Below are 26,797 nucleotides of genomic sequence, written 5' to 3'. Positions count from 1 at the left end.
ATGGTTCTCTTGCTCCTTCTTCTCGTGGAGTTCGATCCAGGGAGTCCATGTGCGCGAAGGTCGAGAACTCGTCGTCCAACTTGCTGTCATACCGCCAGTCCGCGGGCCCTCGAACCCTGAAGTGAACTGGGCTGGTCGGCTCAATGTGTTTCGCCGGGCCAACAGCCGGATCCTGGCCGGTTACCTGGCTACAGACCCAGCCAGGGCGTACTACATGCTGCGCTACTACCACCAGCATCCAGAGCTGCGTCACGAGCTCGGGAGCCAGGCTGGAGTCGACCGGATCAGCAGCGGCACCGTGGAATGAAGCCACCTCGTGCCGGTCGCTACAAGACAACCGATTGGTGAGTATGACGGGGCCCGTTGGAACCGAGCAGTGGCGCTTGAACGGGGACACGACCCTCGCGCCAGGTGGCGGCTGACTGGACCGTTCTTACCGGTCAGTCTCGTTGTTGCCTAAGCCACCACTCGGCGACCTGCATCGTGTTCGGCGACCGAGTGCCTAGCCACTGTAGCTGGACCTTGATCTGCCGTGGTGATCCATCGGCGGCGCTCGCCCCGTGGCTGTCTTCAAGGGTGCTTTGTCCAGGTTGTCCCGTACGCTCTGCACCGGCGCGGACCACGCGGAGGCCGACGGCCACCACATCTGTGGACCTTCGGCGCACACAGGTTGCGTTCGCGCTTATCGTGACTACCACGGGCAAGCAGCCGAGAACAGTAGGGTCATGACAGAGCCGAACGAACCTCCCACACCGCTGACCCGGATGCGCTTCTCCTGGCAGCGAGGTTCCGGGCGTCCGAGCGACTCGGACGAGCGGTCGACCGCGCCGCCCGTTCCCGGCTCCCTCGCAGGTCAGGACGACGACGGGCCACGGTACGACGAGGGGGCGCAGTACGAAGGGCAGGAGCACCCTCCCGGCGACGTTCCTGCGTACTGGGAAGACGACCCCGCTCCACCCGCATCCGGATCCACTGCTCCGTCGTCCCCGGCACCGGCCACCAGGAATCCGCCATCCTCACATCCGGCTCCGGGAGCCGGCGGTCAGCCGTCGACGATCCCGCCAGCCCAGACCACGCCCGGGCCCCGGCGCGCATTCACCTCGCCACCGATGGTCCAGGGGGCCGGTCCGAGTGCGACGGCGACGTCCACCTCCTCCACGCGGACCCGACGGCAGACGCGGACCCAGGCGCGGACCCAGACGCAGACCACGAGCGCGACCAGCCGGTCGGAGACCACCAGGCCGCCGACCCGGGCCGGCACCAGCGCAGCGCCGCGGACCCGCACCGGGCACGCGGGTGGCGGCAGTACCGGCAGAGCGCGCGGCGGCTTCGACGTCCCCGCGCCCGGCGGCCGGTTCTCCGGTGGCCGTGGCGCGCACTCCGCCGTCAAGGTGACAGTCATCCTGTGCGCCTGCCTGGTCGCGACCGGCATCGTCGGCTACATGGCGTTCTCCCTGGGCGTTTCCACCATGCGGGCGAACACCTACCGGCTCAGCGAGGCCGACATCGCCCGCTACCGGCTGACCGACTTCCCGCTCGAGCAGGCCGGCCGCTTCGCCGCCGACTACGCCCGCATCTGCCTCACCCACGACGCGACCCCCGGCGCAGCGGACCAGCGCGAGGCACAGCTCGCCCGCTACGTGTCGGCCGGCACCGACCCGACGTGCGGCTGGAACGGCGAAGGCACCCAGACCGTCTCCGACGCCAGCTGGACCGGTGAGTCCGAGCCCATCGACATCGGGGGGTACGCCGGCAAGGCCCGCATGATGACGGTCAGGGTCCTCACCACCACCGGCAGCCGGGTCGTCACGGTGCCGGTCTATGTCGCGGACCTCCAGTCCGGTGACGGGATGCGCATCGTCGGCGACGTCGGAGAGATGCCGCAGCCGACGCTGGCCGACGCGCCCGAGCCTGACGAACCCGCCGACGTCGACGCTGGCCTCGGCGACGCCCTGGTACAGGGCGAGTTCTTCCAGCAGTTCTTCACCGCGTGGGGGGACTCCAATGGGCCGGCGCTGCAGCGGTTCATGACGCCGGACGCCACCAGCCGGACCTCCAGCGGCCTCGGCGGCACCTCGACCGAACCGTCGATCCAGGAGGTACGCGTCTTCCTGCCTGAGGGGGCCGACCGGTCCGACGGGACGTACGCCTGGAAGACCGGCGAAGTCGCCGAGGCCTGGGTCTGGGTCAGCTGGCGTACCCCCGGTGCCGGGGAGAGCACCGTCGAGACCCGTGCGTACCGTCTCCAGCTCGTCAAGACCACCCAGGCGACGAGCCCGAGCCAGGAATGGGCCGTGCGGGACATCCGCGGCGGCGTTCCGGACGTGAAGGGCGGCTGACCTGTGCCGACACCACATTCGTACGCCCGGCGACTGTCACGTGCCGCCGCTGGCCGTCAGGAGCGACCCGCGCGGGACATCGGTTTCAGCCACGAACCGGCGGCCGGTTTCACTACAGTGCAGGCGCTCCGTGCTGGCGGCACCTCCGGCGGACCAGCGTGGAGAAGCGGGCGTCGACAACACCGAGTTGCACGAAGCAGGGTCCCAAGGAACAGGGGAGGTAGACCGTGACGGGCGAGCAACAGATCGTCGCATCGGGCGGGTCGCAACTCGACGCGCTCTTCCAGCGGATCGAGGGCCTGCTTGCCGGCGTTGCCGTGGGCGCGCTCACGGTGGCGATCATCATCATCGGATTCAAGATCATGTTCGCGATCCGCAACGGCGACAATGTACGGATGGCGATCCAGAACATGGGTGTCGTGGCATTCGCCGCACTCCTCATCGGGGGTGCGTCGGGGATCGCCGCGCTGCTCAATGCCGTCGGCAGGCAGATCGGCGGTTGAGACGCTGTACCGGTACGAGCTGTACGGATCCGTGCTCGAGGCCGAGCAGTTCCGGTCCGGCGCGGCCGACCGTCGACCTGTGGGAGGTTCGTCGCCTTCTAGACCGACGAACCTCCAACAAGTCGTCCACCGGCCGAAGTCCGACCCAACGGGGCACGTGAGGGGGCGGTAGCAAGGTGGCCGAGTCCTCCGGGCAGTACGTCGCGTTCGACCACACCGACCTCGAACGCCGGCGCAAGAAGCTGTGGAACCTCGCTGACGGCGTACCTCTCACGCTGATCGGCGGCATCGACCTGCGCGCGCTCGTCGTCGCCGGCGTACTCTTCCTCGCGCTTCTCGGCGGTGTGATGGCGCTGGCGCCCGTCGTCCCGGTCCTTGCGTTCGACGTCTGGTCGATTCTCGGCAGTCTCTCGATCGCGGCACTCGTCTACGTCCTGTGGCCGCGACGCTGGCGCAACGGCCTGACGACCGAGCAGAACCTCCTGGTGGCGGCCGACTACCTGTTCCTGCAGCCACGGCGGATCCACGGGCTCGCCGAGGACGTGGAGCCGGACGTGGTGCACTGGCGGGTGATCCTCTGGCATCCGCTCCACCCGCGCTGGTACGGGAAGCTGGCAGAAGCGCGACGCGCGCGGTGGTCCCGGCTGATTCGTCCGTACGCCTCTGCCGGCGACGGTGCCAGTGACGTCGACGGTGCCGGCGACAGCGACCTTGTGGCCGCTGGCTCCCGCACCGCGGCTGGCGGCCATGGGTCTGCGGCCGACCGTACCGACGGGAGGACTCTCGCATGAACCCCCTCTACCTCCTTCCCCTGCTCGCGCTCGTCGTCATCGGCATCGGCGCGGTCCTCATCTTCGTCTTCAACGTCGGCGGCAGCGACGACAAGCCCGCGAAGCAGCAGAAGGCCCGCGAGCCCCGAACCGAGCGTGAACGCCTGCCCTACCGCTACGGCGACGACGTCATCTTCTGCTGGGGCAGATCGGTCTGGACCGGCTTCTTCGTCACGACGACGACGGACGAGCACATCACCACCGACGAGCTGGTGCCCGAGGCGCTGAAGCTGCCCAACCTGCTGCACCAGATCGCGCGGGAGTTCCACCGGCCGCAGTTCCAGGTCATGCTGGTGCCGCGCCACCCGGATCTCACCGGCTGGGTCGCCGACGTGAGCGAGCGCGCGTGGCACCCCACTGACAACTACGTGAAGCTCATCGACCGTGAAGCCGAGCGGGCGTTGACCCAGGGCCGGATCGGCGCGCAGTACGACGTCCTCTTCCTGATGCGGGTCGGTCAGCTCGGCGACAGCCGCGGCCCCGGTTCGGCAGCGGTGACCGCGATCGCGGACCAGGCGACCGGCGTGCACGACGAGTACCTCGATCCGGCCGTGGTCGCCGAATGGCATGAGCGCGCCGACGAGGTGTACGCCGTCGCCGTCGACTCCGGCGTCGAGGTCCAGCCGATGCTTCGGCGCGACCTTGTCCGGGTCATTCGTACCTGCCTGTTCGGCCATCTCCCCCTTCCGGACGACGGCACCGCGGTCGACCGGCGGCCGTGGGGCGCGCACGAGTTCGAGCTGGCCGCGGATTTCCGGGCGCCCAACCACAAGAGCCGGCTCGAGGTCAGCGTCATCGACGACGACACCGGCGAGGACCAGACCACCTATCTGACCACGCTGGTGGCGACCAGTTGGCCGGACGCGATCCGGTTCGCGAAGACGCGGGCGTGGGGGCGGATCCTCAAGCGGCTGGAGTTCCCGGTCGTCGTGTCGTGGCGCGGGTTGTTGCTGCCGCCGGAGGAGTTCCGGGGACGCGGCAAGAAAATCCGCGACAACCTCGAGGACGAAGCCCGCGACATGGACCGGGCGAGCGCGCGGATCGACTCGCTCCTCGTCGACCAGGTCGAACGCGCCAACACACTGGTCGACGAGCAGGACAGCAAGCCGTTCCCCGGCATGGAGTCCCAGCTGCTGCTCACGCTGTCGGCACCGACACCGGAGGAGCTGGAGAACCGCCGCAAGCGGCTCGAGCGCCTCTTCGCCAAGACGCTGGACGCCACGGTGCTCAGGCCGAAACGGTTGCAGTACCGGCTGCTGTACAACGTGCTTCCCGGTGACGGGGACAAGTCGCCGATCGGACGGATAGCGCCGTTCCGGCGGCTGCAGGAGTTGGACCAGCTGGGTGTGGCGTTGCTGACGACGGCGACGCAGGTGGGCGACCGCGCGGTGGTCGGGCGCGACGGGATCGCCAAGGGCTGGCAGGGGATGCTGGTCGGTCGTACGCGCGACGGGCACTACCCCGTCCACTACTCCGCACATTCGGCGATCGCCCGCGAGAACGGCGCCGGGGTGGTCGTCGTGGGCGCGTCGGGCGGCGGCAAGACGACGCTCGCGCTCAAGGTGTTCCACTACGAGTCCGAGGCCGGCGTCCGGTGCGTGTTCATCGACCCGAAGATCGACGCGGCCCGGATGGCGTACTACCTCGCCTTCGGGTCGCAGGTGCTCGACGCGGAGTTCATGCGGCACGCGGCGGAAGGGTGCCTCGGCGAGGGCGGTTGTCCGTTCCAGCCGGTCAATCCGTCGTACTGGCGGGACACGGAGATCATCGACCCGCTGCGTGGGCGGGCCGGCAACCTCGACCCGTTGCTTACCTCGGCCACCGTGACCGAGGGACGCATGCACGCGCAGGCGATGCTGGAGATCTTCCTCGGCGACCAGGCGTGGAACCGGATCAGCGGGTACGTCGTGGAGGCGTTCTCCCATGTCGTGAACGAGTACGACCGGCAGGTGGCGGCCTTTCGTACCGCCCATCCGGACGCCACTCGCGACGACGTCGAGCGGGCGGTCGCGCGGCCGACCACGTGGCACACGTTGCAGCTGGTGGTGGATGAGTTCGAACGGGTGAAGGGCGCCGGGGTCGCCGACACCGAGGTGCGGGACCTGCGCTTCGCGGCGGCGGTGCTGGAGGACCTGCGGAAGAACCCGTACGCCCGGGTCGCGTTCGCGCGCGAGGCGACCGTGGGGGTCGGGGACAGCGGCAAGCGCCGCACGATCATCACGCTGCGAGGACTCCCACGCGCGCATGGCACCAGCTCGTCGGCCAACATCGCGCGCGGCATCATCTACCTCGTCACCAGGCTCGGTTTCCAGATGCTGGAGGAGACCACCGAACGCGATCCGGTCAAGGGGTGGCGCCCGCAGATGCTGTTCGTCGACGAGGCGTACAGCGTGGCGAGCACCGGCGAAGGACGGGACCTGATCAGCTTCGTGCTCAAGCAGGGCAGGGCCTTCAACATCGGCGTCGTCCTCATCACCCAGCAGGCCGGCGACCTGGCGCGGATCGAGTCCGAGGACGTCGACGCGAAGGCGGCCGGGACCAACCAGATCCACACGGTGTTCGCGTTCCGGCACCACTCCGACGCCGACGCCGCCCAGACACTGCCGCTGTTGAACCGGGCGACCAACGACCGGCCGATGATCGAGACGCTGAAATCCCTGCGGGACGGCGAATGCGTGATGCGCGACGTCGACTCCGAACTCGCGAGTGTCGAGGTCGACCGGGCGTTCTTCGAGTTCGCGGCGGCGATCCAATCCAACCCGCACCTCGAGTCGCGGTTCAAGGCCGTGGACCCGTCGCCGGATGTCGACGACTGGCGGGTGGTCGAGGAAGCGGCGCAGCTCATCGGCGTCGGAGGTCTGGGCGCGGCGGGAGGCGGCGCGCCGCCGGTCGCCGCCGGGCCGGACATCGACGGTCCTGCTGCGTACGACGACAACGGTGGTGACGGCGAGAGCCGACCGGTCCGCGCGGACGAAGGGATCTCCGTGTGAGGCGCCCCCTGCTCCCGCGCCGCCCGCAAATGACCACGCTGAGCATGCGTGCGGAACCGGGGCAAGGCATCGACGCCCGGCCCGGCGACCGTAGGCATGCTCAGCGTGGTCATTTGCCGCTCGCGGTGCCGGCCTGCGCCATCCCCGAGCGTCGGGGACGGCGCGGATTCCCGCGCGGGTTGCGGCGCGGGTTCCGGTCGCTGGGGCGACGGGTGGTGCGAGTGTGCGCGGCGTTCGGCGTTGTCGCCGGGACGCTGGCTGGAGTCGCGCTCGCCATGCAGCCGGCCCAGGCAGCGCCGTGGGACTGCGCGTTCGGCAGCGGCGAGATCTCGAACGCCGGACCGGAGCACGGCGGCGCCGGCATGACCGCCTGGATCCCGGTGATCGCCAAGGAGGACGTGCCACCGGCGGCGGACCCCGACCGGGCCAAACGGGGCCGACAGGCCAACCCGTCCGACCACACTCTGCTGGAGGTCGCGGGCCCGCGGGGACTGTTGTGGTCGTACACGCCGCAACGGGTGAAGGAAGACATCGACGAGTTCGACACCGGTGACCCCGAAGACAACTTCGAAACGAAGTGTTCGATCATGGACGCGTCAGCGACGGGGCTGGCGCAGATGATGTTCTCCGTCGGCGGATTCTTCGGTGGACTCACCATCGGCGTGAAACAGCTGGCCAGCAACGAGGCACCGTTCGAGTCGTTCTACACCGCGCAGGAAAGCCTGCTGAACAACCTGAACGACAAGATCGGTGTGCCCGCTGTCGCCCTCGCCGTCGCGGTGACCGGTTTCTGGGTGCTGACCCGCATGCAACGCCGTTCGGATGCGCGGGAAACCTACAGTGGTGTGATCGCGTCCGGAGTCATCGTCGTGATCGTGGCGGCCATCCTGGCCGGGAACAACTATGTCCACATCACCAGAGCTGTCGACACCTATACATCCGAATTCAACTCCGCGGTGATGGATCTCGCCATCATCAACAAGAACAAGGACGCGTCGAGCGCGTGCTATCTGCCGAGCTCCTCCACCCGATCGGCCGGCAACCAGGCGCGGCCGGTGCCCGACAACCCGCAGGGTTCGCTGACCTACAACCTCGGCAAGCGCGTGTCGTCGTGCATGCTCTACGAAGTGCTGCTCTTCCAGCCGTGGGTCAACGGCCAGTTCGGTACCGAACGCCAACTCAAGGCCAACGATCTTGTCTTCGACGGCAAGGACTACTGTCCTGACGGCCAGCCGCCGGCGTACGAACGGCCTGGAAACGTCGAGAGCATCGAGTACCGGTGCGCGACCAGGCCGAGGAACCCGGGCCAGCAGCAGGGCCGGATCAACCTCGCCGTCCAGCAGGTGATCGCCCAGGCGATGAGCCGCAACGAGACCATCGACGAGGCCGACGGCCGGGTGGTCGACACCGACCAGCACCTGTCGCTGTGGAAGGGTGTGCAGTACAAGGTCGCGCAGGCGTACGAACCCAACTACGAATTCTGGCGCGGCACCCAGCCGACCGGGCGGATGGCAACGGCGATCGCAGCGCTCTTCGTCAACCTGATCGCGTTCATCTTCGTCGGACTGCTGGCCGTGCTGACGATCTTCTGGCACGCGGTGTTCCTGATGGCGTGGATATTCCTGCCCCTCATCGGCGCGATCGCGGCGTTCCCGCCGGCACGTCGCATTGTGCGTACGGTCGCGGGCATCATGGTGCAGGCCGTGTTCCTGCGCTGCGTCTTCGGGCTCGTGCTCGCGCTTCTCCTTGCCGTGTTGAACATTCTGCAGGTCGCGAGCGGAGGTACGGTCATCAAGATCTTCCTCATGCTCGTCGCGACCGCGGCCATCTGGAAGTTGTTGAGTGCCTTGCGCACCGGCGCGATCGCCCCGCAGATCGTCCAAGAGGCAGGGCAGAGCGGCATGATGCCCTCCGACGGTGCACTGCTCGGCCGGGCGGGACAGGCGACCGGTGGTGCTTACCGCTTCCAACGAAATATGCGCGCGGGCGCGCGTGCGGGCGGTCGTTCGGCCGGTGCCGCGGCGGAGGGACTCGGCTATGCGCGCGGCTCGCGGGAGTGGCGCGCGGAAGTACGCCGCGGCCGGCTGCAGGGCGCGGCTACTGGAGGCAGGATGACCACCCCCGGCGGGCGCGAACTCGTCCACGCCGAGGAACATGCCGGCGCCCGTGCGGCCGGGGAGACCTACCGGAGTGCGGCTCGGCAGCGGATCTCCGAGGCGGACGAACGCCGGCGTTCGGACGGGTCCGAGTCGTCCGAGGAGCGTCACGGGAAGGTCGTGGAGGAAGCCCGCCGCTCGCGTAGTGAGGCGATGCGCGCAGCCCGCGGTTCGCGGCCGCCTGGCTCGGGTTCGTCGGGAACCGGTTCAGGTTCGGGTGCCTCCGGCGGCGTCCGCTCGGGTCCACGTTCTGAGTGACGAACGTGATGCGGGGCATCAAGGTTGTCGCGCTCGGTGCGCTCGTCGTCTTCGTCGTCCTTGTCGCTGCCCTGCAAGGCGATGCCGCCACGACCCTGGTCGTGGGGGTGCTTGCTGCCGTCGCCCTTGTCGCGTGGTGGCGCCGGAGTCCTTTTGCGGCTGCCTCGGTGCTGTCGCTGGCGGTGACGTTGCTGGGTACGTCGATGACGACCGCGTGGGCCGGTGACCAGACGCCGCTGGTGTCGCCTTTGCAAGCGGGGCTGGTGTTCTGGTTGTTCGCGTTCGTGGTGGCGGTCGTCGTCTGGCTTGTGCCGCGGCCTGACCGGCGCAACCGGGCGTTGACAACTGCGATGGCGCACGCGGTGCTCTTGGTGGCAAGCCCGTTCGTGGTGCTGGCGCCTTCGGCCGCGCCGATCGCGGGCCTGTGCGCGGCAATGGCGGTGGTGGCATGGCGTTGCCGCGGATCCGTACGTACGCAACCGTCCACGTCTGCGCCTCACGCCCAGAGGCATGTCGGCCGTGTGGCGGAGTTGCGTGGAGCGGGCAGGACAGCCGAGGTGTTGGCGGCTGTCTGCTCATCGGGCTGGCAGGTGCTCGGGTCCCGGGTTTTACCTGACAACGGTGCCGGACCCCGACCGGTGGAGCAGGTGCTGGTCGGTCCGCCGGGTGTCTACGTCGTCGAAACCCGAAGCTGGCAAGGCGACGTGGCGCTGGTCGACGCCCCTGGCGACGAAGCTGGCGTTCAGGTGGCGACTCAGGCGTACGCCCTCGACGGCGACACCACGGAGCTGGCGGCGCGCCTCGCTCCGGTGGCGCGGAACGTTCGCCAGCTGGCCGACCTGCTCGGTGTTGACCCGGCGCATGCGTACGGTCTCGTCGTCTTCTGGGACGGCACCTACCTGCCAGAGGGCGCTGTAGAGCTCACGGTGCTCGCCGAGAATTCTCGAGCTGAACTTGTTCTGCTGAACGGCGACCAGTTGGACCACTGGCTTCGCCAACAACCCATGCGCCTGCGCAAGCGAAACCTCACCAGACTGGCAAACGACGTAGAGACCAATCTCCCGCCTGTGCCATAGCAGTGGTGAAGATCCGCTCCCACACGCAAACACCAAGTGATCGATCCTGCCGTACGGTAACGACCCCCAGACTGCGTGTAACAGGATGCTGCCGCAGTGACGCCAGCCAGCTTCGCTCGCCCGATCGGGCGGGATTCGGCTGCTAGTCTTGCTCTCCGCATCTGGGAGGGTTTGGGGGTTATGGGGAAACATCGTCGTGCTATCGGGGCAGCCGCGCTCGTCGCCAGCTGCGGCGTTCTGCTCTCCGGATGCCTGTCCGGAGCTCCGGAACCAACGCCGCTGAAGACGTCATCGCCGACGGCGACGGACAGTCCCTCGACAACCGCCAAGCCCAGCCCGACCGGGTTGGCTGCATCAGATCCGAAGGCCGCGGCCCGGCAGTACTTCGATCTGATCAACGAGGCTCAGAAGACGGGCGACGTATCGGCAGTGCTTCAGGCCAGCGCACCGGAATGCAAGGGCTGCAAGGGTGTCGCCGACTACATCGGTGGAATCTACAAGCGCGGTGGCCGCTACCAGGGTGACTACGAGGTTCGGATCAACAGGGTGCTGCGCGTTCCCGCATCGGATCCGCCGGCCGTCACCGTCTTCTTGGACAAGCAGTCCTACGAGTTGATCCCCGAAGCCGGCGCGAAGCCAACACCACAGCAGTTTCAGCAAACCACGTGGGGCGTAACGGTCGAGGAAAGGGATGGCCGATGGCTGGTCACGAAGTTCGACAACGAGGACTGATCGGCGCGCTGGCGCGCTACCCGGTCGCGGCCATCGCAGCGGCCGGCCTCTTCGTCGGCGTGGCCCTCAACCCGCTGGTGCCCAACGCGCACGCCGACTCTCACGGTGACCCAGGATGTCAGTGGGGCTCATGCGAAGGCGCTCCAGAGAATCCGGGGCCAGATGACCCGGGCCCGGACAACCCTGCGCCTGACTGGCCGCAGCCCGGCGATCCTCGCACGGACGACTACCTCACTCCCGCCTGCTCCAGCAACGGCCCGCCTCCGGGCGATGGCGGCGCCCTGTGCGGCGCGGCTACCCAGACGTGTCAAGCGGAGGGCGAGATCCGCTTCTTTGTTTACACCCGGACGGAACGCTGGAACGGGTCGGAGTGGGTACCCGAGGGTTCATGGGAGTTCCAGGGTTCGGAATGCCGTGGATCCGACGAGGAGGAGCGCCCACAGGTCACGCCGGAGCTGGTGATGGGCTGGCTGGAGGAGTACGGCCTGCCTTCGGCGAGCGCACAGGTCAACCCCGGCAACGGTCGTACTCTCGTCGACTTCGACAATGTCTTCTACACCGAGCTCACCGGCGAGCAGACCGTGCAGGTCGGCCCCGGCGGCATCGTCACGGTGCATGCGGATCCGGTGTCCTACCGCTGGTCCTGGGGTGACGGCACTTCCGACGTCACGAGCCAACCCGGCGGGCCATACCCCAACATGGACGTGACCCATACCTACAGCCGTACCGGCGACTACGAGGTCCGGGTCGACGTCACCTACAGCGGTTGGTACGAGTTCGGCGGGAATCGAGTCGACCTCCCGGGCACTTACACTCAGCCAGGCGACGCGTCCACACCCGTGACCGTCCTGTCCAAGCGCGACGTCCTCAGCCGTTGACCTCTCCAGCGGAAGATTTGTTCTGTACCGCTACACCACGGCGCCCGGTGAGCCTACGTCCGCGACGCGACGAGTAGTTGGAGGTCGGTCGTCTTCTACCCCGACAAGCCTCCAACAACTCGGCAGAACACATCCCGGTGCGCATGACCCGTTATGCAGGTCGATGACGACTGCGTGGGCCGGTGACCAGACGCCGCTGGTGCCGCCTTTGCAAGCGGGGCTGGTGTTCTGGCTGTGTGCGTTCGTGGTGGCGGTCGTCGTCTGGCTCGCACCGTCGCGCGGGCGCAACCGAGGGTTGACGACCGCGCTCGCGCAGCCTGGCACTTCGGCGACGGCCAGACGGAGGTCACCGACCAGCCAGGCCGTCCTTATCCGCACATGGACATCACGCACGAGTACGAGAACACCGGCACCCGTCAGATCCGGGTCGGTGTCGATTACCAGGTGCAGTGGAACGCTGGCGGCGGATGGCAGACGATCGCGCAGACGATTCCGGGGCAACAGGGCCCGTCGACCCCGCTGACCGTCCTCGAGAACGACCCCGTGCTCAGCCGTAACCGGTAAGGGCGTATCGAGTTGTTGGAGGACAGTCGGCCTCTATGCCGGCAAACCTCCAACGACTGAAGGACGGGGCACATCGTGGGTGCGCTTCCGATACCTCCACCGGCACGTCGTCGGCGGAGCGAGTGGTCGCAGATGTCGGGCCGGCGACGCTTGCTGGTCGTGCTCATCTGTATCCTGCTTGGTGCGCCGGTTGCTGTGCCGGTCGCGTTCATCGGCGCGTACGCCCTGGGCGAAGTCCGCGACGCTCTCCGCAAACCGCCGAGCGAGTTCGCCGACATCTGCGACTTCATCGGCGAAGACACGTTCCGCGAATACCTACCTCAGCCGCAGCTCACCAGTTCTCCGCCGACCAAGGAATATGACCACTGGTCGGCGGGCTGTGCTGGGAGGTCGGCGAGCGATGCGTTCGATGCGACCGACGTTGACGTAACTGTCCGCCGCTATTTCGACGACGACGACGCCGAGTTCTACGCCTCGGGTATGTGCAGGCTTATGTCCGGCGCAGATCCGCTGAAGGAAGACCCCGACAGCAGGACTCGAGATGGTCAGGCATGCATGCAACGGATAGGCGACTTCTCTACAACACGCTTCGCGTTGCAAGAGGCCGATGTCATTATGGTCCAGTTCTCGCTCGCCGGTGACTCACCAGCGTCGGCGGCGACGCTCGGCGCCGCACTGACGCGGGACATCGCAGCGCAGCTTCGGACTCCGGACGACCCGACGTTGAGGCAGAAGCGTCCCCAGGCTCGTCCGCTGCCCACCGATATGTGCATGCTGATCGGTGCGGACACACTCCGCCGCCTCGTCCCCGACCTGCGCTTCGACACCACCGATCGAGGAAGCCAATCGATCACGTCGGGATGTGAGTCGGCAACGGGAACGGCGAGGGGGCGAGGGCACCTCGACGTGGTCGTCACACGCTACAAGCCGGCGAAGCCGTCGGTTCCACCGCACGCAATGAAGCGCTCGAATCGCTCGACAGTGTTTGCGACGCGTTAGCCGAAGAAGCGGATGATGTCGATGGATTTGAGCTGATGATTCCCATGCAGCAGCGAAGGTTTGGCGACCGTCAGTGCTTACTTGCGGTCGATGAAATGTTCCCCCGCGAAAGCTGGGTAGAAATCCATTCGGTCCAAGGGATCGACGTCATCGACGTGACGTACCGGCTGGACGACGGCGACGCCGACCGGATCGCCGACGCGGCAACAACGCTGACCCGACGGATCCTCGGCACACTATGACCACAGCCAGTACGTACGCGGTGCGTACGTACTGGGTGGAGCGGATGCCGTCGGCACCGCTAGGAGACCAAGTCGTCGATCATGATGGCTGCCAGTCGGCGCACCGCGTCACGGGTCTGCGGACGTAACAGCTTGTTGATCGCATTCGGGTCGCGGAACGGGATCTTGCCGCCGCCGTCGAGGGCCGGATCGTAGGGGACCACGACGAGCTCGCGTACGTGATCGGAGAAGGCGCGTTCGATCGCGCGGACCTTGACCGGACTAGCCGTCTCCTTCGCCACGACGGCCAGCACCACGCGGCGGCGTATCTCCGGGTAACCGTTGTCGGTCAGGAACTGCAGCGTCTTCCGCGCAAGATTGGCGCCATCCTTGGTGTTGTCGGTGACGAGCACCATGCCGTGCGCGACGCGCAGCGTGCCGAGCATCGCTTCGTGCGTAATGTGGGTGCCGTTGTCGAGGATCGCGAACGAGAAGAACGGTGCGAAGAGCTCGGCCAACAGTTCGACATCGGACACGTTGAGCTGGTGCCGGATCTTCCGGTCCGTCGAGGCCGCGAGCACCCGGACATTCATCTCGGGCACCTTCTCCATGAAGTCGTGGACGTGATAACGCCACGGGATTTCCTCGACATGTGCGAGAAGGTCACGAATCGAATGGTGGGGGCGTACGCCAAACCGGTCCGGCAGGGTCCCGAGGTCAGGGTTGAGGTCAGCCACACCGACAGACTCCCGACGGCCTTCGGCGAGTTCGGCCGCGAGTAGTGCCGCCAACGTCGTCTTGCCGACCCCGCCCTTCTCCGAGGCGATGCCGACGTAGCCGCAGTAGCCGCGAGTACGCCGAAGCTGGCGGTTCAGGCGCTGCCGAACGTCCCACTCGTCACGGTCGCGCTTGCTCATGCCGACATTGAGCCGGCTGAGCCGGTACAGCGCACCCTGCCAGCCATGACGCGGAATCGGGCGGCGCCGTTGCGTGGTGAGTTCGTCGACGAACGAGTCCTCCTCGACGTCGTTCGCCGGCGGGCCCGACTCGGCCGGCCGCCATCCACCCGGTGATCCGGCCGACGCCGAACCCCCCGCATATCCGGAACCAGAAGCCTCGATGCCAGTGGCTGGCGGGCGAGCCTGTGGTCGCTGGCGCTCCGGCGGCGACGCTTGGCCGTACGTCGATGTCGAGCGTCCCGCTTCCGGGTGCGGCTGAGGCTGCGCCGGCCGAGCGGGTTGCCGAGGCTGGGATTGGGCAGCGGGGGTTTCGCGCGCAGGAGGCGTGTGGGAGTACGGCTGTGCAGTGCTGCCCGCGCGAGGTGGTGAGCTCGGCTGGGTCGGCGCGCCGGAGGCCGTGCCCGAGGAGGTCGGTGTGCTCGGCTCCGGTGGTGTCGTTGAGGCGGGTGGTGTGGTTGAGGCGGGTGGTGTGGTTGAGGCGGTCGGCGTGCGTGGAGGCCGCGGCATGCCCGGTTGTCCTGCCGACGTTGGCTGTCCTGTCGAGCTCGGCTGGTTCGGGGTTCCCGGCCTGGAACCCGCATGACGAGGAGACGGCCTTCCGACACCAACCCCGGTGCGGTACGTCGAGGAGTCCTCGAATCCCCGTCTCGTCAGCGAGGGGGTGGGCGCGTCGGCGTCCTCGGTGCTCGGGCGGGGCGTCCAGTACGGCGGAGCCTCGAACCGTTCTCCCGTCGTACCCGACGCTCCGGATTCGGCGGGAGCAGATGGGCGTGCTGTCTCCGGTGCATCCGGTTCAGCGGCGTGGTCCCCGGCAGCGTGCTGCGGGCTACCTGACGAGGCGGCGCCGGAGGCCGGGGTAGGAGCAGCAGGGGCTGCCGCCGTTGATGAGGCCGATCCGGGCGCGGTGGACCCGGAGGCCGTGGGGCCAGCAGAGGATGATCCGGGAACGGCCGGGCCGGGCGTTGCTGAATCCGACGTTCCCGGGTCTGGCGTCGTGGGGGTCGGTGCTTCCGGCGTTGACTCCGACGGTGTAACCGAGTCGAACCCCTTGTCCTCCCTGGCCCGTGGCGCCCCTTGGGGGTACGCGGTGTCCTCAGGGTGCGCGGTGCCCTCAGGGTGTGCGGTGGGCTCGGGGTGCGGGGTCTCCTCGGGGTACGGGGTGTCAGAGTCGCCCGGCACGGAGACCGGGTCGTGACGCGCGGACTGATCGGCTTCGCTGTCACCAACACCAGGACCAGAACCAGCAGACCCGGCCTCCGGGCGAGACGGCGCGTCACGTCGTCCTGGCGGGGCGGAGGCGTCGGAGGTACCGGTACCGAAGATGCCCGGCGGCGCGGGCTTGGACTCGCCTGGCCAGGACGCTCCGGGTAGCTGCGAATGTGGATAGGGCCGCCCGACGCCGACGTGGACCTCGTAGGAGCGACCGCCGCTGCGCGAGCCGGCTCCGGACCTTCCCGGCGCCCGCGACCTCGACGTCGCATCCGTCGGTCCCGAGACCCCCGTTGGTCCCGAGGCACCCGCGGCTCCTGATGCAGCCGACGTGCTCGCAACGCCGGAAGCGTCCGTGCTCCGGACCGACGTCACGACGCTCTCCCGTTCCCGGTCCGCCTCGCGTTCCGGGTCCGCCTCGCGTTCCGGGTCCGCCTCGCGTTCCGGGTCCGCCTCGCGTTCCGGGTCCGCCTCGCGTTCCGGGTCCGCCTCGCGTTCCGGGTCCGCCTCGCGTTCCGGGTGCTGCTCCTGTTCGCCGTCCGGCCCTCGTTCACGGCCCGGCCGCTCCTGGTCCGGCCGATGCTGGTCTGACCGCTCCTTGTCCGGCTGTTCGGGGTCGGGCTGTTCGCGGTCCGGCTGCTTGCGGTCCTGTTCCCCCTCCGGCCCACGTTCGTGCTCACGGGACCGCTGGGACGCGCCCGACGCGGCATCGTCCGAGCGCTCGGTCTCGTGGGGTTCCTGGTCACTCACAACTCACTCCCTGGCCGTGGGCTTCGAACGTTACCGAGCGAACAGGGAGGCGATGATCCCGAGGGCGACAAACAATCCGGCACCTCCGATGATGATCAACCGGCCTCTCGTCGACGTCTGCCAGAGTTGCGACACTGGAGCGCTTCCGGTGGCAAGTTGGGCGGCGTGAGCGACCTGCCGGAACGCTCCATGCCGTGCTTGTTGAACCACGTCACCCTCGTCGCCCGAGGCAGACATGCCCAGCGCGAGCCGCTGCGCCTCACGTACCTCCCCGAGGCTTCCCACGAGATGGTCGAGGCTCCTCGGCGTCAGGGGCAGCAGCGTCACGGATCGGTCGCTCTCGACACAGAGCACCGCGTTCCACGGATCGTCTGGGTCAAAACCTTCGACGCCGTACGCCGTCGCTTCGTCCCAGGGCAGGTCCGCTCCCGGTTCGTCCTGCGTGGCGTCGTCCGGGACCGTTCGTACGTCGTTGTCGTCAGCCGGCGCAGGCCGCTCCGGTGGCAGTCCGGCGATGCCCGGCGGCGGGTTGGCGGTTGACCGACCAGCAGGCTGACCAGCGGGCATGCCGACGGCAGAGGACCCGGAGTCCGGGTTCGTCGTCACGTCGCCTCGCCCCTTCCGACACCGTTGACGGTCGTACGAGAGGCAACCGCAACCGCGGCCACCACCTCATCGCGAACAGTAGTTGCTCGGCCGGGATGTGCAACCGGTCGCGCTCGTGCCGTGCTGGCCGCGCTCGGGACCCGTGCCCGCCCGCTCATGCTGTCGTGCCTGCGGCACGCATGCCCACCGTGCTGGCCGCGCTCGTGCCCCGTGCCCGCCCGCCATGCGGTCGTGTCTGCGGCACGCATGCCCACCGCGCTCAAACGCAGCCGTGCCGGCCTCACGGTTCGACGCCATGACCGGACAGCCACAGCTCCGGGTCCTCGGGACGTCCCGCCACGCGTACCTCGAAGTGCAGGTGGGGACCGGTGGAGTTGCCGGTCGTCCCCACCTCTCCGATCATCTCGCCGGGTATCACCGACGCTCCCTCGACGCCCGGCGCGAAGGTCCGCAGATGGGCGTACGAGGTCATGACGCCGTTGCCGTGGTCGACGGTGATCATGTTGCCGTAGGCGCCGGCTCGCCCCGCGAAGACCACGGTCCCCGCCGCCGCTGCCCGCGCGGGCGTTCCCTGGCTGGCGGCGAAGTCCAGCCCGGTGTGGCACGCCTCCCAGCGGCTGCTGCAGTCGCCGAACCGCGCGGTCAGGTGGTAGCTGCCGGGCGCCACCGGGGTGACCCAGTCGCCGGTGTCGGGGAGCCGGCCGGCGTTGCCGTAGACCGACACATGGACGTGGTCGTAGTGCAGGCAGGTGTCGCTCGTGCAGCCCTGGTAGTGCCGGTAGTCGCGCCAGCCTTCGCTCTGCCGCGCGACCGACCAGATCTTCTTGTCGAAGATGATGTACTTCACGCCGAGGGCCGAACGGTTGGCGACGACCCAGCGGGCGACCTTCCAGCCGTACGCCTTGGCATCGGCGCTCTGATAGTCGTCGAACGGCAACATCGCATCGACCGCTCGCCCACCGGAGTGGTCGCCGTCACCGCCGGCGGGGCGGTCGCCGACGCCGAAGTACTGCTCGATCTCCGGGAATCGCTCGTGCGTACACCGCAGGACCGAGCCGGCGTCAGGCGTCAGCCCTTCCTCGACCTGTGGCCACGGGGTCGGCGGGCACTGCAGGCCGGGCGGGAAGCCACAGTCCTCGGCTTCGCCCGTGGATCCGGTGGCTTCGGCGACGATCGCCCGGGCAAGGGGTTCGTCGTCGGCGTACGCATTGGGATAGGCGGACCGCTGGACCGCCTGGGCGGCGTCGGTGACCGTCATCGACTCCCAGTCGCCGATGTCGGCGAGCCCAGGCTGGCCACCCCGCCCGCCGGTGTAGAACATCGTGACCGAGATCTCGGGATCCATGCGTTCGGTCAGCGATCCCCAACCGGCCCGCTGCTGGAAGAGGCCCACGGAGTCGCGGTCACCGTAGGGGATGTTGTGCAGCGTCGACTCCTGCATAGCCGTGGCGAGGGCGACGACCCAGCCGTACTCGGGGATGTCGGCGCGACGGCCCATGTCGATGATGGTCTGGGCGTTGCGGGCCTGTTCGGCGTCGAGCTGGTTGGTCTCGGCCGAGTTGCTGGCCGTGATCGCCATCGGACCGCACTGGGCCGCGGTGCTCGCACCATCGGAGCCAAGTGGCGCGAACAACGCCATCGACATCGACCCGATGAGCGCCACCATCATGAGCGGGATCACGGTCACCGCGACACCCAGCGCGATGAACAGCGCCCGCCGGTGTGGGGCGTGGCGGACGCGTCCGCCGGTGCCACGGCGTACGGCGGTGTCGACGGCGCGGCGACCGGCCCGGCGGGCGGCTGCCTTGGCGAGGCGCTGTCCGACGACCTTGGCGGCCGCGAGGATCGGCGCCGCCATCAGGCCGCCCCGGCGTCAGGCTTCGGTGTCGGTTGCGGCGTGTCGGTGTCGGGCAGGACCTCGGCGACCCGCCAGCCGGTCGTGTCGAGGACGAGGTTGCAGCGCACCTCGAGGCCGTCGGTGAACGTCGTGGTGGTGCCGGCGGAGTAGGGCGTGGCCGCGACGACTCGCGGCCTTTCGTCGACGCGGGACGTTGGTAGCTCGGCCGGATCGACGTCGGCGAGGCGGCTGGTGAGCCATTCGGTGGCGTACGGCCGGATCCGCTTGGTGCGTTCGGTCGGGGTGCCGGGACGTTTCCACTCGGCGAGGAACCGCTCGGTGACGTCCGCGAGCGCCGCCTTGGTCTTGGCGTCGGGAACGTACGCCCGGTCGTCGTCGTGCCCGGTGCCTCGGCTCGTCGTCGGATCCGGGCTGACCGGACCGGCCGGTGCCGGCGTACCACCAGCGGGTGGTGGCGTCTCCTCCGTCGCGGAGGTCTGCGAGCCGGCCGCATCGCGGTAGGTGGTGACGAGGAGCGCGACGACGGCAACGACGGCGGCAACTGCCACCGTCACCGCGGTGATCCGGACGCTCCGGTTGTCCATCGGTCGCTCCCCCGACGGGCAGGCCCGGGGCGCTGCGCCGCGGGCATGTCGGCAACCACTGTGTCTCGAATACCGTACGCGACGTAACCGCAACTTCGCAGCGCGGCCAAACCTCACACCAGCCGTCGTACGAACGGAACCCGGCGGGCCGCGAGGGTCACGAGCCCGCAGCAGTGCACCCAACGCGACGATGACGCCCAGGTGAGACGCCATCTCGACGTACGCCGAGGCGAAGGTCGCCTGCGGGCGGCGGGAGGCCGCTGCCGACGTGCGGGCGAGTGTGAATGCCGTGCCGCGCATGCAGCGCGTTCAACGCACCTACTCGGTCGGCGGACGGCGAGACGTCACCGCCTCGCGAGCGACCAGGAAGACGAACTCGACGTTTCCGAGGACGTAGCGTCCCAGCAGCCGACGCGGCTCCTGCGCCATCCGGTGCAGCCACTCGAGACCGGACTTCTGCATCCACAGCGGTGCTCGGCTCACCACGCCGGCCACGACGTCGAACGACCCGCCTACTCCCACGGCCAGCCCGGCTCGAAGCTCGCCGAGATGCCGGTGGAGGAACTCCTCCTTGCGTGGCGTGGGCAGGCCGACGAAGAGCAGGTCAGGGCGGGCCGCGGCCACCTCGGCGACGACCGAGGCCTCCCCCTCCGGTGTCCAGAAGCCGTTCCGCGCGCCGACGATGTCCACGCCCTGGGACCGGGCGACGTCCGCTGTCCTGCGTACGGTCTCAGGCTTCGAGCCGAGCAGGTAGACCCGGAATCCGCGCTCTGCGGCGACCTCCCACATCCGGAGCATGAAGTCGATACCCGTCACACGTTCCGGCACCCGGGAACCGAGAAGTCGGCTCGCCCACACGACCGACTGGCCGTCAGCATTGGCGATGGCGCACGACTCGAGGACCTGCCGCAGGTGGGGATCGTGCCGTGCGGCGATCACCTTCGCGGCGTTGATGGCGACGTGCTGGTGAGGTTGTCCGGTACGGATCAGCGCGCAGGCGGCATTGACCGACTCCTCCATCGTGAGTGCGTCGACCGGGACGCCGCAGATGTGGGTACGCCTGGACGAGGGAGCGTCGGTCGCGATGCCGTCGTCGTCGGCGTCCGCCCTCCGCGGTGCCGTCACGTTCCCTCCCCGCGAAGCCCGGATCACGCGAACGACCGCCCGGGTCAGAGTCACGTCACACAGTCAGGGTTATACAGCCAAATGACGAACCTCGAACGTCGCTGCGCCGGCCTGGTGCCTGACCACGACGACTCGGCCGCACATCTTCACGTCGTCGCGTGCTCCGACGAGGGGTGCCTGTCCAGCATGCCAGTGCAGTAACGAGGGGGCGACCGAGGATCATCAGCCGTTGCCCGATCGCTACGCGGTGTCCGTGGTCTGTGTCGGTACGGAGTCTTCGTTGTTGCTTGTGACAGTGGGCGTGACCGCGAGCCGGTGGACCGCGCGCACCGTGCCCGCGACCTCGCGTCCCTGCAGCACCGCGAACACCGCGCCGAACGCGACAACGCATCCTGTCGTCACGTCGATGCGTGGAACGGCGACGGCCACCCCGGCGAGCGCGATCCCGGCTGCGCCGGTGGCTGCGTACCGCGCAATCGTGCGAACGCGGACAAGGCCGAGCCGCCGGAACGCGACCACCACCGGGGTGCCGGCCTGGACGACCATGGCGGCGAGGTAACCGACCGCGATGCCGACCGCGCCGAGGTGGGGCGTCACCACGAGCCAGGTCAACGTGCCCAGGACCACCCCGACCGTGGAGGCCAGCGGCGGAATCCGCGCGAGCGAGAGGTCGTACGCCGACAGGACGTTGACCGACGGTACGGCGATCACATAGAGCAGGACCGCCAGGACCAGGATCGCGAAGACGGCGCCGCCGCCGGCGTACGACGGGCCGAAGACCAGCCCGAGCGCGGGTCCACCCAGCATGGCGGCGAGCGTGAACGCCGGCAGCATGCTGACGGCCAGTACCCGGGTCACGGTGGCCGTGTGCCGGGCGAGTGCCGCGGCGTCGCCGCGGCCGACGGCTTCCGCGGCCGCGGGGAAGAACGCGAGTGCCAGCGCGCGCGGCAGGAAGAAGGCAGGGCCCACCAGGGCCATCGCGGCGGCGTAGACACCGGCTTGGGCGCCTGCGGTCGTGTGGCCCGCCACGACCATCGACACCTGGAAGAAGCCCTGGCCGGCGGCGATGCCGAGCGCGGTGAACGCGACGAATCCGCCGAGCTCGGTGCCGAGCGGCGGCATCGGTTCGCGTTGCGGTCGGGCCTGCCGTGGTTGCCGACCTGGCTCGCGTGGTTGGTCTGACTGGCGTTGTTGCCGTAGCTGTTCGCGCGAGGGCCGCCCTTCGCTCAACTCGCCTGGCCAGCGTGGTGTGGAGGCGGCCGCGGCCAGCGCGAACCCGGCGTACCCGATGACCAGGGGGAGCACCAGCAGAGCGCGCCACGGCGGCGGCGCCCAGGCGACCGCCGCCACTGTGAGGGCGAGGATCGCGAGGTCGGCGCCCACCTCGAGGACCGCGTACCGCCTCGCCAGGTCGTGGCCATAGAGAACCGACTTGGCGAACGTGTACGCCGAGTAGGCCGCCGTGAGCGCACACGCCGTCGCCACGTCGAGCCACCCGGCGCCGGGTAGGACCCAGCGCCCGGCGACGCCGAGCAACCCGACGACGAGGCCCGAGCCGGCGAGGGTCCAGAGGCTGAGCTTCCGGCGTACGCTCACCGCCGCGGCCGGACCCCATCGGGCCGTCGCGAGCGGCAGGAACTTCGCCGCGCCGGCACCGGTCGCGGCGGCTGTCGCGAACGTCGCGAAGAACGCGAGCGACACCTGCGCGTTGATCTCGGCGAGCCGGGCAGGATCGCCGGTACGACCGAGGAGGGCGGTGTAGACCAGCCGGGTGAAACCCAGCGCGGCGATTCCGAGCATCGACCAGAGCGTGCCGCGGACCAGCCGGGCGGCCAGCCGGCGCCGTGCCGAGGCCAGCGTCGCCGCGCCAGTTGTGGTGTCGCGCGGGGTGTTGGCGGCGGTGTCGCCCGGGGTGTCGGTTGAGCCGGGCAGGGTATCGTTCGGCACGGTTACGTCCACAGAGGGTGAAGTTTCGCGCTCACGGTACTCAACCGGCCGCGACACCCCCGGACTCAGGACACCCAGGAAATTCCGAACAGTTCAGACTTCCGAACAGCTCAGTAGGAGACTCGGCTGCGCGTCGTCGTCGTCACCAACCTGTGGCCGAGCGAACTGCGTCCGGCCTGGGGTTCGTTCGTCGCCAGCCGGGTCGAGGCGCTGAGGCGGCTGGGGCACGAGGTCGATCTCGTCGCGGTGCGTGACCATCCTTCTTCCGTACGCCGCTATGCGAGCCTGCTCACCGCAGTCCTGCGCGGGATGCGGGGCCCACGGCGAGCACCGGGCGGCCCACGGCGAGCGGTGGAGCGACGGCGAGCGGTGGAGCGACGGCGAGCCCGGGGCCCACGGCGAACCCAGGTGCCACAGCAGCGTGAGGGCGTGGTGGAGACCGTCGTGGAGGCCCACATCGCGTATCCGACGGGTCTGTTCGCCTGGCCGCTCGCCGCTCGGCTAGGGGTGCCACTCGTGTTGTTCGCCCACGGCAGTGACGTGTTGCGGCTGCCGGGCAGGTCGGGTCTCGACCGGGCGCTGTGCCGGGCGGTGTTCCGCCGGGCGGCACTGGTGGTCGCCAACAGTACGTATCTCGCCGGCGAGGTCGAGGCGCGTCTGGGCGTGGACCCAGAGCGGATCGTCTGCGTGTCACCCGGCATCCGGTACGCCGACCTGGCCGCCGCGGCGGCTACGCAAGGCTCGGCGAACACCGCGCCCGCCGCAGGACTCGCGACTCGTACGCCTGCCGCAGGTCCAGCGACTCCCGCACCGGTGTTAGCAGCGGCGGCCGCCGGCCGGCAGAGCGACGGACGAAGACGCCACGAGCTGTTGTTCGTCGCCAATCTCATCCACCGCAAGGGCCTCGACATCCTGCTCGACGCCCTGGCGGAACTGACCAAGCGTGGTGACGACGTACCCGCCCTCCGGGTCGTCGGCGACGGTCCGGAGCGACCCGCGCTGACCCAACGGGCGCAGCAGGCGGGGCTGCCGGTCGCCTTCGCCGGTGAGCTGCCGCACGACGCCGTGATCGCGGAGATGGCCTCGGCCGACCTGCTGGTCGTACCCTCCCGCGAGGAGGCGCTCGGGCTCGCGCCGCTGGAGGCGATGGCCGCCGGGTGCGTACCCGTCGTGGCTGCCGTCGGCGGTCTCGCCGAGTCGGTGACCGCCGGGGTCACCGGGTTCACCTGCCCGCCCGAGGACCCGGGAGCGCTCGCCACCACCCTGGTCAAGGCGGTCGCCGCCGTTCGCGATCCGGCCAGCCGGGCGGCGCTGCGGGAGGCCGGCGACACGCTCGCCCGGCGGCACGACGTCGACGCCGCCGCCGTACGCACGATCGAGCACTACAGCGGCCTCAGTCGTACCGCGCGTCGATCGTCAGTCCGCCCATGCTGACCGGCCTCCGTACGCGCACGCGGGCCGCCATGCGTACGCCGCTGCCGACCCGGGGACGGCGGCTCGCTCTCGCGGTGGGCGCGGTCGGTACGGCTGCCGTCCTCGCGGCCAGTTTGGTGGCCGATGCCCTCCTCCCGCCGGCCAGCGCCCGGATGCCGCTCACGTTCTATGTCGATGCCCGGATCGGCGACGACGCGGCGGTCGGGCGGACGCCGGAGGAGCCGCTCGCGACTTTCGGGGAAGCGGTCCGCCGCGCCGAACCCGGTGCCGAGATCCTGCTGACCGGCTACGGCGACAGGTTGACCTACACCGGCACCGGGACGCGCTGCGTCACCCTCGCAGGCAAGCCCGACCGGCCGATCGTGATCCGCCGCAACGTCTACACCAACACCCTCTCGCCGGCGGTGTTGACGACCGACCACATGGTGCACGGCGGGTGGAAGCGTCGCCACGAAAGCGAGGGCGGCTCACGTACCTGGTCAATGCCGTGGCCGCGCAAGATCCGGCTGACGGGTGACCCCGACGTCGGGTTCGTCAAGATCGGCGGCATCGCCCTCACCGGTTATCCGCGCAGGCCGCCGGCATCGGTCGACGAAGCGGCGTGGTGGGAGGGTGGGGAGGTCTATGCCCGCACCAGTCGGGCCGACCCGAACCGGTACCCCGTGATCGTGAAGGACGGCGACGCGCTCTGCCTGTCGGGGGAGTCCCGCCACGTGCGCATCAAGGACTTGATGGTCGTCGGCGCCGTTCACGCGGTACGCATCGAACCCGGTGCGGCTGACATCCGGGTCGAACACATCGTCCGTGAGAACGTCCTCGATGCCGACCAGCGCTCTGACCGACCTTCCGACCAGCCTTCTGGCCAGCGCTCCGACCAGCCGTCCGACCAGCCCTCTGACCAGCCGTCCGATCGGCCTTCTGGCCTGCGCTCCGACCAGCCCTCTGACCAGCCGTCCGATCGGCGTTCCGACCAGCCCTCTGACCAGCCGTCCGATCGGCGTTCCGATCACCCGGACCTGGAGACGGACGTGCCGGGGCACCTGGAACACAGCGGAGGCGAGCAGTGACCTCGGTGGGTTTCGGCGTCGCCGCGGTGGCCGTCGCGCTCGTCGTGTGGTGGCGGGTTCCCTGGCTGCGTTCCTGGCCACCGGCGCCCGGCCTGCTCATCGCCACCTTCACGGTCGTACCACCGCACCAGACCATCGTTCTCGGAGTCGGCGCCGACGACGCCCTGTTCGTGCTGGGCCTCGGCATGCTGCTGCCGTACGCCCTGCGCTCCCGCGCCGGAGGCGGGTCGGCGGCAGGGCGGCTTCCGTACGTCTGGCCGCTCGCCATCGGCGCCGGACTGCTCGTCGCGGGCGCGACGATCTCCGCGTTCGTCAATGCGGACGGGCTCCCTGACACGGCCGCGTTGCTGCTGCGCGGCCCGATCCGACTGCTGCTGTACGTCGTGATGGTCGTGGTCATCGTGGCGCAGCTGCCGCGGGAGCGGACCCGGACCGTGGTGGCCCGCGGCCTCGCCGCGGTTGGAACGTTCGAGGCGGCGTTCAGTGTGCTGGCGTACGCGATCGGACTGCCGGGCGGATTCGGTCTGCAGGCGGCGCAGGGGAACACCAGTCTGGTCGGGGAGATCCCGGGCCGGGTCACCGGCACCCTCGGCCTCTCCCCGAACTTCCTCGGCGCCCTGCTGGTCCTCTCTATCCCGGTCACGCTCGGGATCGCGCTGGACGCCGCGACGCGGTGGCATACGTACGTCCGGTCCCTGCTCGGCCGGTTGCTTGGTCGCACTGCCACGACGGTCCAGACCGGGGCCGGGGGCTGGGGGCAGCTGGGGTGGGCGCTCGCTGTCGTTGTCCAGACCTGGGCGCTCGTGCTCACCTACACCCGCAGCTCGCTCGCGGTGACACTCCTCGCCTGCGCGGTCCTGGTCGCTCTTCGTGGGCGGCTACGGTGGCTGGCGGTCGGTACGGTGGTCCTCGTCGCACTGCTCTTCCTGACACCGGCGTTCGACCGGATCATCCACGACCGAACGGATCGGCTGGCGTTGTACACCTCGGCCGTCCGGGTGTTCCTGGACTATCCGATCGCCGGTGTCGGCCCAGGCGAGCAGGCTCGGTTCACGGCGGCGGCACCAGAGCTCTACCGTGCGACACCGTACGGCGTGGCAGGCAACAACGCCCACAACACGGTGCTGCTCGCCGCCGCCGAGAACGGAGTCCTCGGACTCCTCGGGGCGCTGGTGCTCAACCTCGCCCTCGTCGCGGTCGCGGTTGCGGTCATCCGGCGGGCGCGGGCGATGAGCCGGTCGGCCAACTCCCTCCGCACCGAACCGTTGGCCATCGGCGTGGCGATGCTGGCCTTCCTGTTGCAGGGGATGGCGAACAACCTGTTCACGGTGACGCTGACGGCGAGCGCGCTGGTGATGCTGCTCGGCGGTTGCGCTCTGCCCTGGCTCGACCGGACGGCAGACGAGGACGTGGCGGGTGCTGGTTCGCTCGCTTCGCGTGACCTCGCCAAGACGGCGGGAAACCTTGAACCTAGGCGGATCTAAACAAATCTACTGTCTACGCTAGACAAACGTAGATCGCGCGAGAGCCTGCAGGTGCTACCCGCGGGACGAGGGCCGGATACGACTCATCCCCGCAGCTCGCCGAACCCACCGAAGCTCGCCCCCGGGAGGTCTTCCGTAGCGGCTGTGCCTATCGCCGGGGACACGGGCGAGTGTTCTACTTCAGTCCTGGCGACCAGGAGTACCCCGTCATGCTCAGCGTGGTCATTC

At 69.2% G+C, this 26,797-nt stretch carries 23 protein-coding genes and 1 pseudogene; 17 read left to right on the top strand and 7 right to left on the bottom strand.

What is annotated here, in order from left to right:
- The first annotated feature begins 121 nt into the window (after positions 1 to 121).
- Positions 122 to 307, top strand: a complete 186-nt coding sequence (locus ABN034_RS20700; RefSeq protein ID WP_349692628.1) for a hypothetical protein — start codon at positions 122 to 124, stop codon at positions 305 to 307.
- Positions 308 to 1,042: 735 nt separating this feature from the next.
- Here ABN034_RS20700 and ABN034_RS20695 read toward each other — a convergent pair.
- Positions 1,043 to 1,402: a hypothetical protein gene (locus ABN034_RS20695; RefSeq protein ID WP_349692627.1), complete on the bottom strand. Its 360-nt coding sequence runs from the start codon at positions 1,400 to 1,402 to the stop codon at positions 1,043 to 1,045.
- Here ABN034_RS20695 and ABN034_RS20690 point away from each other — a divergent pair.
- From ABN034_RS20690 to ABN034_RS20640, 11 genes are all read left to right on the top strand, one after another.
- On the top strand, positions 1,392 to 2,339 hold the full coding sequence (locus ABN034_RS20690; RefSeq protein ID WP_349692626.1) for a conjugal transfer protein: 948 nt from the start codon (positions 1,392 to 1,394) through the stop codon (positions 2,337 to 2,339). The genes ABN034_RS20695 and ABN034_RS20690 overlap by 11 nt on opposite strands.
- Positions 2,340 to 2,566: 227 nt before the next feature.
- The gene (locus tag ABN034_RS20685; protein WP_349328419.1) at positions 2,567 to 2,842 is read left to right on the top strand and encodes a TrbC/VirB2 family protein; all 276 of its coding nucleotides are present in this window, start codon (positions 2,567 to 2,569) and stop codon (positions 2,840 to 2,842) included.
- A gap of 176 nt (positions 2,843 to 3,018) precedes the next feature.
- Positions 3,019 to 3,633 carry a hypothetical protein gene (locus tag ABN034_RS20680; RefSeq protein WP_349692625.1) on the top strand — a complete coding sequence of 205 codons (615 nt, stop codon included), beginning with the start codon at positions 3,019 to 3,021 and terminating at the stop codon, positions 3,631 to 3,633.
- Positions 3,630 to 6,662, top strand: a complete 3,033-nt coding sequence (locus ABN034_RS20675; RefSeq protein WP_349692624.1) for an ATP-binding protein — start codon at positions 3,630 to 3,632, stop codon at positions 6,660 to 6,662. The genes ABN034_RS20680 and ABN034_RS20675 overlap by 4 nt, the downstream gene beginning before the upstream one ends.
- A 44-nt stretch (positions 6,663 to 6,706) precedes the next feature.
- On the top strand, positions 6,707 to 9,076 hold the full coding sequence (locus ABN034_RS20670; protein ID WP_349692623.1) for a hypothetical protein: 2,370 nt from the start codon (positions 6,707 to 6,709) through the stop codon (positions 9,074 to 9,076).
- 8 nt (positions 9,077 to 9,084) lie between these two features.
- A complete protein-coding gene (locus tag ABN034_RS20665) occupies positions 9,085 to 10,152 on the top strand; it encodes an NERD domain-containing protein (protein ID WP_349692622.1) in 1,068 nt (355 codons plus the stop codon).
- A gap of 96 nt (positions 10,153 to 10,248) precedes the next feature.
- On the top strand, positions 10,249 to 10,884 hold the full coding sequence (locus tag ABN034_RS20660) for a DUF6318 family protein (protein WP_349692621.1): 636 nt from the start codon (positions 10,249 to 10,251) through the stop codon (positions 10,882 to 10,884).
- Complete coding sequence (locus tag ABN034_RS20655; protein WP_349692620.1) at positions 10,851 to 11,762, top strand: PKD domain-containing protein; 912 nt, start codon at positions 10,851 to 10,853, stop codon at positions 11,760 to 11,762. The genes ABN034_RS20660 and ABN034_RS20655 overlap by 34 nt, the downstream gene beginning before the upstream one ends.
- Before the next feature lie 378 nt (positions 11,763 to 12,140).
- Positions 12,141 to 12,326 (top strand): hypothetical protein, encoded by a 186-nt coding sequence (locus ABN034_RS20650; RefSeq protein ID WP_349692619.1) that lies wholly within the window; start codon positions 12,141 to 12,143, stop codon positions 12,324 to 12,326.
- A gap of 159 nt (positions 12,327 to 12,485) precedes the next feature.
- A complete protein-coding gene (locus ABN034_RS20645; protein ID WP_349692618.1) occupies positions 12,486 to 13,325 on the top strand; it encodes a hypothetical protein in 840 nt (279 codons plus the stop codon).
- 35 nt (positions 13,326 to 13,360) lie between these two features.
- Positions 13,361 to 13,567 carry a hypothetical protein gene (locus ABN034_RS20640; protein ID WP_349692617.1) on the top strand — a complete coding sequence of 69 codons (207 nt, stop codon included), beginning with the start codon at positions 13,361 to 13,363 and terminating at the stop codon, positions 13,565 to 13,567.
- 59 nt (positions 13,568 to 13,626) lie between these two features.
- Here ABN034_RS20640 and ABN034_RS20635 read toward each other — a convergent pair whose 3' ends face one another.
- Positions 13,627 to 14,463 carry a MinD/ParA family ATP-binding protein gene (locus ABN034_RS20635; RefSeq protein WP_349692616.1) on the bottom strand — a complete coding sequence of 279 codons (837 nt, stop codon included), beginning with the start codon at positions 14,461 to 14,463 and terminating at the stop codon, positions 13,627 to 13,629.
- A gap of 367 nt (positions 14,464 to 14,830) precedes the next feature.
- Here ABN034_RS20635 and ABN034_RS20630 point away from each other — a divergent pair, with 367 nt between their 5' ends.
- The gene (locus ABN034_RS20630; RefSeq protein ID WP_349692615.1) at positions 14,831 to 15,088 is read left to right on the top strand and encodes a hypothetical protein; all 258 of its coding nucleotides are present in this window, start codon (positions 14,831 to 14,833) and stop codon (positions 15,086 to 15,088) included.
- A 1,406-nt stretch (positions 15,089 to 16,494) separates the two neighbouring features.
- Here the strand turns inward: ABN034_RS20630 and ABN034_RS20625 are convergent.
- The 5 genes from ABN034_RS20625 to ABN034_RS20605 all read right to left on the bottom strand — a co-directional run bounded on the left by ABN034_RS20625 (position 16,495) and on the right by ABN034_RS20605 (position 22,584).
- On the bottom strand, positions 16,495 to 17,070 hold the full coding sequence (locus ABN034_RS20625; protein ID WP_349692614.1) for a hypothetical protein: 576 nt from the start codon (positions 17,068 to 17,070) through the stop codon (positions 16,495 to 16,497).
- A 280-nt stretch (positions 17,071 to 17,350) separates the two neighbouring features.
- Entirely contained in the window at positions 17,351 to 18,928 is a 1,578-nt protein-coding gene (locus ABN034_RS20620) for a M23 family metallopeptidase (protein ID WP_349692613.1), read from the bottom strand.
- A complete protein-coding gene (locus tag ABN034_RS20615; protein ID WP_349692612.1) occupies positions 18,928 to 19,512 on the bottom strand; it encodes a hypothetical protein in 585 nt (194 codons plus the stop codon). The genes ABN034_RS20620 and ABN034_RS20615 overlap by 1 nt, the downstream gene beginning before the upstream one ends.
- A 318-nt stretch (positions 19,513 to 19,830) precedes the next feature.
- A complete protein-coding gene (locus ABN034_RS20610; RefSeq protein WP_349692611.1) occupies positions 19,831 to 20,637 on the bottom strand; it encodes a WecB/TagA/CpsF family glycosyltransferase in 807 nt (268 codons plus the stop codon).
- Between the two features lie 240 nt (positions 20,638 to 20,877).
- Positions 20,878 to 22,584 carry a lipopolysaccharide biosynthesis protein gene (locus tag ABN034_RS20605; protein WP_349692610.1) on the bottom strand — a complete coding sequence of 569 codons (1,707 nt, stop codon included), beginning with the start codon at positions 22,582 to 22,584 and terminating at the stop codon, positions 20,878 to 20,880.
- Positions 22,585 to 22,710: 126 nt separating this feature from the next.
- Between ABN034_RS20605 and ABN034_RS20600 the strand changes: the two genes are divergently transcribed.
- The 4 genes and pseudogenes from ABN034_RS20600 to ABN034_RS20585 form a co-directional block, all read left to right on the top strand.
- Positions 22,711 to 24,018 carry a glycosyltransferase gene (locus ABN034_RS20600; protein ID WP_349692682.1) on the top strand — a complete coding sequence of 436 codons (1,308 nt, stop codon included), beginning with the start codon at positions 22,711 to 22,713 and terminating at the stop codon, positions 24,016 to 24,018.
- Positions 24,012 to 25,085, top strand: a complete 1,074-nt coding sequence (locus tag ABN034_RS20595; RefSeq protein ID WP_349692609.1) for a PT domain-containing protein — start codon at positions 24,012 to 24,014, stop codon at positions 25,083 to 25,085. Before ABN034_RS20600 ends, ABN034_RS20595 begins: the two co-directional genes overlap by 7 nt.
- On the top strand, positions 25,082 to 26,569 hold the full coding sequence (locus ABN034_RS20590) for an O-antigen ligase family protein (RefSeq protein WP_349692608.1): 1,488 nt from the start codon (positions 25,082 to 25,084) through the stop codon (positions 26,567 to 26,569). Before ABN034_RS20595 ends, ABN034_RS20590 begins: the two co-directional genes overlap by 4 nt.
- A gap of 125 nt (positions 26,570 to 26,694) precedes the next feature.
- Positions 26,695 to 26,778 (top strand): annotated as a pseudogene (locus tag ABN034_RS20585) (ThuA domain-containing protein); the annotation flags it as partial.
- Positions 26,779 to 26,797: the final 19 nt, after the last annotated feature.

The sequence above is a fragment of the Actinopolymorpha sp. B11F2 genome (assembly GCF_040195635.1).
GTDB lineage: Bacteria > Actinomycetota > Actinomycetes > Propionibacteriales > Actinopolymorphaceae > Thermasporomyces.
The sequence above is the reverse complement of the archived record's forward strand: the minus strand, read 5'-3'. Positions and strand labels throughout refer to the sequence as shown.